Origin of the sequence: Pelomonas lactea (genome assembly GCF_043555885.1) — a bacterium.
Classification (GTDB): domain Bacteria; phylum Pseudomonadota; class Gammaproteobacteria; order Burkholderiales; family Burkholderiaceae_C; genus Pelomonas; species Pelomonas lactea.
The window spans coordinates 54,468-64,417 of the sequence record NZ_JBIGHX010000005.1 but is presented as its reverse complement, the minus strand read 5'-3'; the positions used below and the strand labels follow the sequence as shown (position 1 = coordinate 64,417).

The 9,950-nt window shown below is 68.2% G+C and carries 7 protein-coding genes; all 7 read left to right on the top strand.

Annotated features, from left to right (window positions below):
- Position 1 precedes the first annotated feature (1 nt).
- The 7 genes from ACG04Q_RS15395 (at position 2) to ACG04Q_RS15365 (ending at position 9,946) form a co-directional block, all read left to right on the top strand.
- Positions 2-1,285 carry a GDSL-type esterase/lipase family protein gene (locus ACG04Q_RS15395; protein ID WP_394511795.1) on the top strand — a complete coding sequence of 428 codons (1,284 nt, stop codon included), beginning with the start codon at positions 2-4 and terminating at the stop codon, positions 1,283-1,285.
- Positions 1,286-1,289: 4 nt separating this feature from the next.
- Positions 1,290-2,645 (top strand): GH1 family beta-glucosidase, encoded by a 1,356-nt coding sequence (locus ACG04Q_RS15390; protein ID WP_394511794.1) that lies wholly within the window; start codon positions 1,290-1,292, stop codon positions 2,643-2,645.
- Positions 2,646-2,732: 87 nt separating this feature from the next.
- The gene (locus ACG04Q_RS15385) at positions 2,733-4,196 is read left to right on the top strand and encodes a GH1 family beta-glucosidase (RefSeq protein ID WP_394511793.1); all 1,464 of its coding nucleotides are present in this window, start codon (positions 2,733-2,735) and stop codon (positions 4,194-4,196) included.
- Positions 4,193-5,635 (top strand): MFS transporter, encoded by a 1,443-nt coding sequence (locus tag ACG04Q_RS15380; protein WP_394511792.1) that lies wholly within the window; start codon positions 4,193-4,195, stop codon positions 5,633-5,635. Before ACG04Q_RS15385 ends, ACG04Q_RS15380 begins: the two co-directional genes overlap by 4 nt.
- Before the next feature lie 2 nt (positions 5,636-5,637).
- A complete protein-coding gene (locus ACG04Q_RS15375; protein WP_394511791.1) occupies positions 5,638-7,209 on the top strand; it encodes a family 43 glycosylhydrolase in 1,572 nt (523 codons plus the stop codon).
- A 2-nt stretch (positions 7,210-7,211) separates the two neighbouring features.
- A complete protein-coding gene (locus tag ACG04Q_RS15370) occupies positions 7,212-8,777 on the top strand; it encodes a GH39 family glycosyl hydrolase (RefSeq protein WP_394511790.1) in 1,566 nt (521 codons plus the stop codon).
- Complete coding sequence (locus tag ACG04Q_RS15365) at positions 8,774-9,946, top strand: glycoside hydrolase family 5 protein (protein WP_394511789.1); 1,173 nt, start codon at positions 8,774-8,776, stop codon at positions 9,944-9,946. Before ACG04Q_RS15370 ends, ACG04Q_RS15365 begins: the two co-directional genes overlap by 4 nt.
- Positions 9,947-9,950 lie beyond the last annotated feature (4 nt).

The window sequence follows — 9,950 nt, the reverse complement described above, 5'->3', positions numbered from 1 at the left end:
CATGACCCGCTTCCTGCTCGCCCTCCTTGCGCTGCTGCCACTGACAGCGCAGTCACTGGACCTCGACACCGGCAAGCCCGCCAAGGGCTGGTCCATCGCCGTCACCGATTTCGAAGGCGATGCCCAGCTGACCGGCAGCCGCGTCACCGTGCCCAAGCCGGCCCACCCGCGCGTGCCGGCCAGCCGTGTCGCGGCCCACCGCAGCGACGATGGCGCGGTGACGCTGCAGTTCACCAACACGTGGATCGCGCAGCTGCGCTGGCAAGGCGGCCCGCCGCTGGACCTGCGCGCCTACGTACCCGCCGGCACCGTCGAGTTCGACCTGGACGTCATCGACCTCGCCCGCGGCGGCATGAAATTCAAGCTCGGCTGCGGCCAGGACTGTGAACGCAAGATCCCCTTCCTGTTCGCCGGCCGCGAGCTCGCCGGCAAGGGCCGGCAGCACCTGTCGTTCGCGCTGAAATGCTTCGCGCGCGACGGCGACGACTTCTCCGCCGTCAACGTGCCGTTCGCGCTGGAAGGCACGGGCAATGGCGAGGTCCGCATCGCCAACCTGCGCCTCAACAAGACCGGCAGGCCGACGACTGCCTGCCCGGACTCCCGCACGCAGTCGGTCACGCCCGAGCGGCTGCAGGAGTCGTGGGCCGTGGACTGGTGGCTGCCGCGCCACGAGACGAAGCTCGCCGAGATCCGCGCCCATCGCGACGCCGGCCAGCGCGTGGACCTCGTGTTCCTCGGCGACTCCATCACGCAAGGCTGGGAGAACGAAGGCCAGGCCGCGTGGGCGCAGCACTTCGCGAAGCACAACGCCGTGGCGCTTGGCTTTGGTGGCGACCGCACCGAGAACCTGCTGTGGCGGCTGCGGCACGGCGAGCTGGATGGCATGGCGCCCAAGGCCGTCGTCATGATGATCGGCACCAACAACACCGGCGAGCGGCTGGAGGACCCGGCACTGACGGTGGCCGGCATCCGCGCCAACCTCGACGAGATCCGCAAGCGCCAGCCGCAGGCACGCGTGCTGCTGCTGGCGCTGTTCCCGCGCGGCGAGAAGCCCGACGACCTGACCCGCCGGCACAACGCGAAGATCAACGCGCTGCTGCCGGCGCTGGCCGACGGCAAGCGGGTCGTCTTCCTCGACATCGGCCGCGCGTTGATGAACCCCGACGGCACGCTGTCCAAGGACATCCTGCCCGACTACCTGCACCTGAGCCCCCGGGGCTACGAAATCTGGGCCCGCAGCCTGGAAGCCCCCCTGAACGACGCCTTGATGGCGGCCAACCCCTGACCCCATGACCGCACTGACCTACGCCAGCCCCTTCCCCGCCGACTTCGTGTTCGGCGTCGCCGCCGCCTCCGCCCAGATCGAGGGCGCCGCCTTCGAGGACGGCAAGGGCGAGTCCATCTGGGACCGCTTCGCCCGCCAGCCCGGCAAGGTGCACGACGGCGACACGCTGGACGTGGCCTGCGACCACTACCACCGCTTCGACGAAGACTTCGCGCTGATGGCGTCGCTGGGCTACAAAAACTACCGGCTCTCCATCAGCTGGCCGCGCATCTACCCGAACGGCGATGGCGAACTCAACCAAGCGGGGCTGGACTTCTATCACCGCCTGTTCGCCAGCATGAAGAAGCACGGCATCACGCCGTGGGTCACGATGTTCCACTGGGACCTGCCGCAGAGCCTGGAAGACCGCGGCGGCTGGACGTCGCGCGTCACCGTCGACGCCTTCGCGCGCTACGCCGACACCATCGTCAAGGCCTTCGCCGGCGAGGTGACGCACTGGATCACGATGAACGAGATCCGCTGCTTCACGCTGCTGGCCTACGGCTACGGCACCAAGGCGCCGGGCCGCCAGGAAAGCGCCCAGGTTGTCAACCAGACCTTCCACCACGCACTGCTGTGCCACGGCCACGGCGTGCGTGCGGTGCGCGAGTTCGGCGGCGCGGGCGCAGTCGTCGGCCTGACGGACAACCTCGACGTCTGCATCCCCGTCACCGAGACGCCCGAGGACATCGCCGCGGCCAAGGCCTGGTTCCTGGAGAAGAACGCCCACGTGCTGGGCGCCATGCACGCCGGCCGCTACCCCGACGACTACCTGGCCCGGGTCGGCGCCGACGCACCTGAAGTGCTGCCGGGCGACTTCGACCTCATCAGCCTGCCCACCGACCATCTGGGCCTGAACATCTACACCGGCACCTATGTGCGCGCCGGCAAGGCCGGTGCCTGGGAGCCCGTGGCGCTGCCCGCAAACTACCCCAAGGCCGACAGCCCCTGGCTGCACATCGCGCCGCAGTGCATCTACTGGGCCACGCGCTTCGCGGCCGAGTGCTACGGCCACCAGGCGCTCTACATCACCGAGAACGGCTGCGGCTACAACGACGAGCCCGTGGTGAACGGCGAGGTGCTGGACCTGCACCGCCGCGACTTCCTGCGCAACCACCTGCGCGAGGCGCACCGTGCCATCAGCGACGGCGTGCCGCTGAAGGGCTACTTCCTGTGGAGCTTCATCGACAACTACGAGTGGGAAGACGGCTACCAGCGCCGCTTCGGCATCGTGCACTGCGACTACGCGACGCTGGCGCGCACGCCCAAGCTGTCCGCGCACTACTACGCGGCCGTCGTTCGCGAACGCCGCATCCTCTGACCTGAAGCAGGCCAGGCCCGTGACGCCTATATTCCTCGCGCCGCCCCGGGCCTGTCGCCCGCTGCGCGGTTCAACGAGGAACCACAGATGACTTCGCCCCGCTCCCCGCGCCGCCGCCAACTGTTCGCCGCCGCCGCCCTGGCGCCCACCGCGGCGCTCGCCGCCTCGCCGCAACGCCCCGCAGCTCCCGCGATGACAGCGCTGACTTCCGCCAGCGCCTTCCCCGCCGACTTCGTGTTCGGCGTGGCAGCAGCGTCCGCGCAGATCGAGGGAGCGGCGTTCGAGGACGGCAAGGGCGAGTCCGTCTGGGACCGCTTCGCGCGCATCCCGGGCAAGGTCCACAACGGCGACACGCTGGACGTGGCCTGCGACCACTACCACCGCTTCGACGAGGACTTCGCGCTGATGGCCTCGCTGGGCATCAAGACCTACCGGCTGTCCATCGCCTGGCCGCGCATCTACCCCAACGGTGATGGCGAGCTGAACCCCAAGGGGCTGGACTTCTACCGACGCGTCTTCGCCAGCATGAAGAAGCACGGCATCACGCCGTGGGTCACGCTGTTCCACTGGGACCTGCCGCAGGCGCTGGAAGACCGCGGCGGCTGGACCTCGCGCGTCACCGTCGACGCGTTCGCGCGCTATGCCGACACCGTCGTCAAGGCCTTCGCCGGCGACGTGAAGCACTGGATCACGCTCAACGAGATCGTCTGCTTCACGCTGCTGGGCTACGGCACCGGCACCAAGGCGCCGGGCCGCAAGGAGAACGCAAGGACAGTCAACCAGACCTACCACCACGCGCTGCTGTGCCACGGGCATGGGGTGCGGGCCGTGCGCGCTTTTGGCGGCAAGGGCGCGCAGGTGGGGCTGACCGACAACTGCAGCGTCGCCGTGCCGGTGACCGAGAAGCCAGCGGACATCGCCGCCGCCAAGACCTGGTTCATCGACCGCAATGCCCAGGTGCTGGGCGCCATCCACGCCGGCAGGTACACCGACAACTTCCTGAAGCGCGTCGGCGCCGACGCGCCCGACGTGAAGCCCGGCGACTTCGACCTCATCAGCCTGCCGACCGACTTCCTCGGCCTCAACATCTACAGCGGCACCTTCGTGCGCGCGGGCAAGAACGGCGCCACCTACGAGGCCCTGCCCCACCCGGCGGCCTACCCGCGCGCCGACAGCCACTGGCTGCGCCTCGTGCCGCAATCGCTTTACTGGGGCCCGCGCTTCTGCCACGAGGTCTACGGCCACAAGGCCATCCACATCACCGAGAACGGCTGCGGCTATGACGACGAGCCGGTCGTGAACGGCGAGGTGCTGGACCTGCACCGCCGCGACTACGTGCGCAGCTACCTGCGCGAAGCCCAGCGCGCCATTGCCGACGGCGTGCCGGTGAAGAGCTACTTCCTGTGGTCCTTCATCGACAACTACGAATGGGAAGACGGCTACCAGCGCCGCTTCGGCATCGTGCACTGCGACTTCAAGACGCAGGTGCGCACACCCAAGCTGTCCGCCCGTTACTACTCAGACGTCATCAAAGAACGACGAATCCTGTGAACACCAGCACCCTCCACATGACGCACGCCGCGCCGGCGGCCAGCGACCGCCTGCCGCTGAAGCAGAAGATCGGCTTCGGCCTCGGCTCCATCCTCGACATGTGGGGGCACTGGCTCTATGCCTCGCTGGCCTTCCAGGTGTTCAACATCTTCCTGGGCGTGGCGCCCGGGCTGATCTCCACCGTCCAGGCCATCAAGATCGTCATCGACGCCGGCTCGGACGCGCTGTTCGGCTGGCTGTCCGACAACACCCGCACAAGGTACGGGCGGCGGCGCCCGTTCATCCTCGTCGGCGGCGTGCTGGCCGGCATCGGCCTGCCGCTGATGTTCGCCGTCGGCCGCGGCTGGACCGACATGCAGTACTTCTGGTTCATGCTGGTCAGCATGATCATCTACGTGCCGGTGATGAGCTGCTTCAACATGCCGTGGGTCAGCCTGGGCGCGGAGATGACGCCCGACTATCACGAGCGCACCTCGGTGATGGCCGTGCGCAACGCCATCCAGAAGGCGCCCGAGCTGGCGATGTTCTTCGCCGCGCAGTTCACGACGCTGTCCTGGTTCCACGACGCCAACGGCAAGCCCGACATCCTGCGCGGCGCGCAGGTCTACACCGCCATCCTCGGCGCCATCATGGTGGCCGTCTCCATCGCCATCTTCCTGCTGACGCGCGAGCGCTACTACGAGAAGCTGGTGGCCCGCACGCAGACCCACATCCCGCTGGCCGACACGCTGTGGCGCACGCTGCGCTGCAAGCCCTTCCGCACCGTGCTGACGATGTCGCTGGCCTACAGCATAGGCACGGCCATGGTCGGCGCTTTAGGCTACTACGCCACCGTCTACTACGTCTGCAAGGGCGACATCGTGCTGGCCACGCAATGGAACACCGCGATGGGCCTGGCCGGCATGGCCTTCGGCTTCGCGGGCATCCCGTTCTTCTCGTGGATCGCGCGCCGCTGGGGCAAGCGCACGGGCCTGGCCTGCGTGCTGGTGCTGGCCATCGGCGCCTTCATCGGCGACTGGTGGCTGTACGACCCCGAGCGGCCGTATCTGCAGCTGTTCGCCTGCGGCTTCGTGGCCTTCACCGGCGCGGGCTTCTGGACGCTGTACGCCGCCACCATCGGCGACGTCGTCGACTACGACGAATCCCAGACCGGCCAACGCCGCGAGGGCTCGTTCTCGGCCTGCCAGTCGTGGATCTCCAAGGTCGGCATCGCCTTGGGCGTGGGCGCGTCGGGCTGGATCCTGCAGTTCACGGGCTTTGACGCCGCCAAGGAAGGCGCGCAGTCGCCTGAGGCCATCTTCTGGATCCGCATCCTGCTGTCGGGCATCCCCGTCATCGGCCTGGTACTGGCGTTGATCGCCATCCTGCGCTTCCCGCTGACGGAAGCCCGCATGCTGGAGATCCGCGGCAAGCTCGAAGCCACGCGGGGCAAGGTATGACGATGAACCGTCGCCTGGCCGTGCAGGCCGCGCTGGCAGGTGCCTCGCTGCCGGCCGTTGCGGCGCCACGCTTCGGCAATGGCGTCGAGGGCCAGCGCAAGGCCGACCTGGGCAACGGCACCTACATCAACCCCATCGTGCCGGGCGACCACGCCGACCCCACCATCCTGAAGGACGGGGCCGACTACTACATGACCTTCTCGTCCTTCCAGTCCTACCCAGGCGCCGTCATCTGGCACTCGCAGGACCTGGTGAACTGGACGCCCATCACCGCGGCGCTGACACAGCCCATCGGCACCGTCTGGGCGATGGACCTCATCAAGCACCAGGGCCGCTACTACCTCTACATCCCGGTGCTGCAGGATGCCGGCACGGGCATCTACGTCACGCACGCCGACGACATCCGCGGCCCGTGGAGCGCGCCCATCGACCTGAAGGTGCCGGGCTGCATCGACCCAGGCCATGTTGTCGGTGAAGACGGCAAGCGCTACCTGTTCGTCAACGGCGGCCGGCGCATCCGGCTCAAGGACGACGGCCTCGCCACCGACGGCGCACTGGAAGCCAACGCCTGGAAGCCGTGGCAATACCCCAAGGACTGGGTCGTCGAGATGTTCGCGCCCGAAGGCCCCAAGCTTTTCCGGCGCGGCGAGTGGTTCTACCTGATCAGCGCCGTCGGCGGCACCGCCGGCCCGCCCACCAGCCACATGGTCACCGTGGCCCGCAGCGCTTCAGTGCACGGCCCGTGGGAAGACGCGCCCAACAACCCCCTCGTCCGCACACAGAGCATCGAAGAGCCCTGGTGGTCGCGCGGCCATGCCAGCGTCGTCGAAGGGCCCAGTGGTGACCCTGGCGACTGGTGGATGGTCTATCACGGCTACGAGAACGGCATGCGCACGCTGGGCCGCCAGGCGCTGCTGGAGCCGGTCGAATGGACGAAGGACGGCTGGCTGCGCGCCAAGGGCGGCACGCTGGACCGGCCGCTGCCCAAGCCGCGCGGCGGCAAGCCCAGCAAGGCCGGCTTTGCGCTGTCCGACGACTTCTCCAGCGGCAAGCTCGGCCTGCAGTGGGCCTTCCACGCGCCGGGACCGGACGAAGCAAAGCGTCTGCGCTTCGAGCACAAGTCCCTCGTCATCCGCGGCAAGGGCAAGGCGCTGCCCGACTCTTCGCCGCTGACCTGCGCGACCGGCGACCGCAGCTACGAGGTCACGGTCGACCTGGAGATCAGCGGCGACGGCCACGGCGGCCTCGCGCTGTTCTACGAGGAGCGCGGCCATGTCGGCATCGGCTTCAGCACGACGCAGCTGCTGACCTACGGCTACGGCCAGGAGCATGGCTGGATGCGCCAGAACATCGCCACGCGCCGCGTGCTCATCCGCCTCGTCAACCGCGAAAACGTCGTCACCTGGCACTACAGCCACGACAGCGGCACCACCTGGACCCAGCATCCCTGGCAGATGGAGGTTTCCGGCCTGCATCACAACGTGTTCGGCGGCTTCGTCAGCCTGCGGCCCGCGCTGTTCAGCGCCGGGGCCGGCGAGGTGCGCGCCCGCAACTTCACCTATCGAGGACTGTGAACGTGACTTCCCGCCGTCAACTGCTGGCCGCCGCGGCCGCCCTGCCGCTCACTGCCCATGCCGCGCCCGCCCAACCCCGCCGCATCGTCCTCGACATCGCGCAAGCGAAACAGCCGCTGGACCGCTTCTTCGACCACTGCGTCGGCGCCGACTACCCCGGCACCACCTACCGCCCCGATGCGCTCGCGCAATTGAAAACGGCGGTGGACGAGCTGGGCTTTCGCTACCTGCGCTTCCACGCCATCTTCCATGACGTGTTCAAGACCGTGACGCGCGACGCCAGCGGCAAGCTGGTGTTCGACTTCACGAACATCGACAAGCTCTACGACGCAATGCTGGCCCGCCGCATCAAGCCTTTCGTCGAGCTCGGCTTCACGCCGCTGGCGCTGAAGACCTCGGACAACAAGATCTTCTACTGGGAAGGCAACACCTCCCACCCGCAGCCGGAAGGCTGGGTGGCGCTCATCGACACCTTCATCCGCCATCTGCTGGACCGCTACGGCGCGCCCGAGGTGCACGACTGGTACTTCGAGGTCTGGAACGAGCCCAACCTCGATGGCTTCTGGGAGAAGGCCGACCAGAAGGCTTACTTCGACCTCTACACGCGCACCGCCAAGGCCATCAAGGCCGTCAGCCCGCTGCTGCGCGTGGGCGGCCCGTCGACGGCCGGCGCGGCCTGGGTGCCGGAGTTCCTCGCGCACGCCAAGGCCACCAACACGCCGGTGGACTTCATCACCACGCACACCTACGGCGTCGATGAAGGCTTCCTGGACGAGTTCGGCAAGGAAGACCGCAAACTCTCCAAGTCACCGGACGCCATCGTGGGCGACGTGCGACGCGTGCGCAAGGAGATCGAGGCCTCCCACCTGCCGGGCCTGCCGCTGTTCTTCACCGAGTGGAGCACCAGCTACAACCCGCGCGACCTGGTGCACGACAGCTACATGAGCGCGCCCTACGTGCTCACCAAACTGAAAGCTTCGCAGGGCCTGGCCCAGCACATGAGCTACTGGGTCTACAGCGACCTGTTCGAGGAGCCCGGCCCGCCGGACGCGCCCTTCCACGGCGGCTTCGGGCTGATGACGCGCGAGGGCATCCGCAAGCCGGTCTGGTTCGCCTACAAATACCTTGCGGCGCTGAAGGGCAAGGAAGTGCCCACCAGTGACGCGTCCACCTGGGCCAGCGTCGACGGCGACCTGATCCAGGCCCTGGTGTGGGACTGGCGCCAGCCCGACCAGACCGCCAGCAACCGCAGCTTCTTCGGCAAGCCGCAACCCGCCACGGCCGCGGGCACGGTCAACGTCGAGCTGCGGCATCTGCCGCCCGGCCGCTACACGCTGACGCAGCGCCGCACCGGCTACGAGGTCAACGACGCGCACACGGCCTATCTGAAGATGGGCTCGCCCAGGAACCTCGATGCGAAGCAGCTCGCGACGCTGCAGGGCCTGACAACCGACAAGCCCGAGCTGCGGCGCGAGATCGTCATCGGCACCAGCGGCTCGGCCATCGTGCCGCTGAAGCTGCGCAGCCACGACGTGGTGCTGCTGAGCCTGCAGAAGGTGGGCCCATGAGGCGGCGCAACGCATTGCTGGCCCTGCTGCCGCTGGCGGGCTGCGGCGGTGGCGGCGCCACGGCGGCCACCACGCCGGCAGCCGCCACGCCTGCCGCACCCACCGCGCCCGTCCCGCCCGCCACCACCGGCATGCGCGACCTGACCAGCCTGCAGCTCAGCAAGCTCATGGGCGCCGGCTGGAACCTCGGCAACTCGCTGGAGGCCATCGGCGGCGAGACGGCCTGGGGCAACCCGGCGACGACGCAGACGCTGATGACCGCCGTGAAGGCGGCCGGCTTCAAGACCGTTCGCATCCCGGTGTCGTGGAAGCAATACGCCGATGCCAGCGACAACATCAAGGCCAGTTGGCTGACCCGCGTCGCCGAGGTCGTCGGCTTCGCGCAGACGGCCGGCCTGTTCGTCATCATCAATGTGCACTGGGACGGCGGCTGGCTGCAGCCCACCTACGCGGCGCAGGCCGCGGGCAATGCGCGCCTCACCAGGTTCTGGACGCAGATCGCCGACCACTTCAAGGGCTTTGATGACACGCTGCTGTTCGCCGGCACCAACGAGGTCATGGTGGAAGGCGACTACGGCACGCCCAAGGCCGAGTACGTCGCCGTGCAGAACGGCTTCAACCAACAGTTCGTCAACGCCGTGCGCGCCACCGGCGGCAACAACGCGGTGCGCCACCTCGTCGTGCAGGGCTTCAACACCAACATCGACCACACGCTGGCCTTCGCCGCCATGCCGACGGACACGGCCCGCGACCGGCTGATGATGGAAGTTCACTACTACGACCCCTACAACTTCACGCTCAACGAGAAGTCGGCCATCTGGCAATGGGGTGCCGGCGCCACCGACGCCAAGGCCACCGAGACCTGGGCCAACGAAGCCTACGTGGACGCGCAATTCCAGAAGATGAAGTCCGCCTACGTCGACAAGGGCATCCCGGTCATCCTCGGCGAGTTCGGCGCGATACGCCGCACCGAGTACGCCGGCGCGGAGGCCTACCGGCTGGCATGGGACAAATACATCGCCCGCGCCGCCTGGACGCGCGGCCTGGTGCCCGTCTACTGGGACGCCGGCGCCGCCACCGAGAACCACAGCAGCGGCCTGTTCAACCGTGCCACCGGCGCGCAGGTCTACCCGGAACTGATCAAGGCGCTGGTCGACGCGGCGAACTGAGGCA

What these genes read in the sequence shown, in the direction of transcription:
- ACG04Q_RS15395 (WP_394511795.1), top strand. Translation starts at nt 2, where the DNA reads ATGACCCGCTTCCTGCTCGCCCTCCTTGCGCTGCTGCCACTGACAGCG.
- ACG04Q_RS15390 (WP_394511794.1), top strand. Translation starts at nt 1,290, where the DNA reads ATGACCGCACTGACCTACGCCAGCCCCTTCCCCGCCGACTTCGTGTTC.
- ACG04Q_RS15385 (WP_394511793.1), top strand. Translation starts at nt 2,733, where the DNA reads ATGACTTCGCCCCGCTCCCCGCGCCGCCGCCAACTGTTCGCCGCCGCC.
- ACG04Q_RS15375 (WP_394511791.1), top strand. Translation starts at nt 5,638, where the DNA reads ATGAACCGTCGCCTGGCCGTGCAGGCCGCGCTGGCAGGTGCCTCGCTG.
- ACG04Q_RS15365 (WP_394511789.1), top strand. Translation starts at nt 8,774, where the DNA reads ATGAGGCGGCGCAACGCATTGCTGGCCCTGCTGCCGCTGGCGGGCTGC.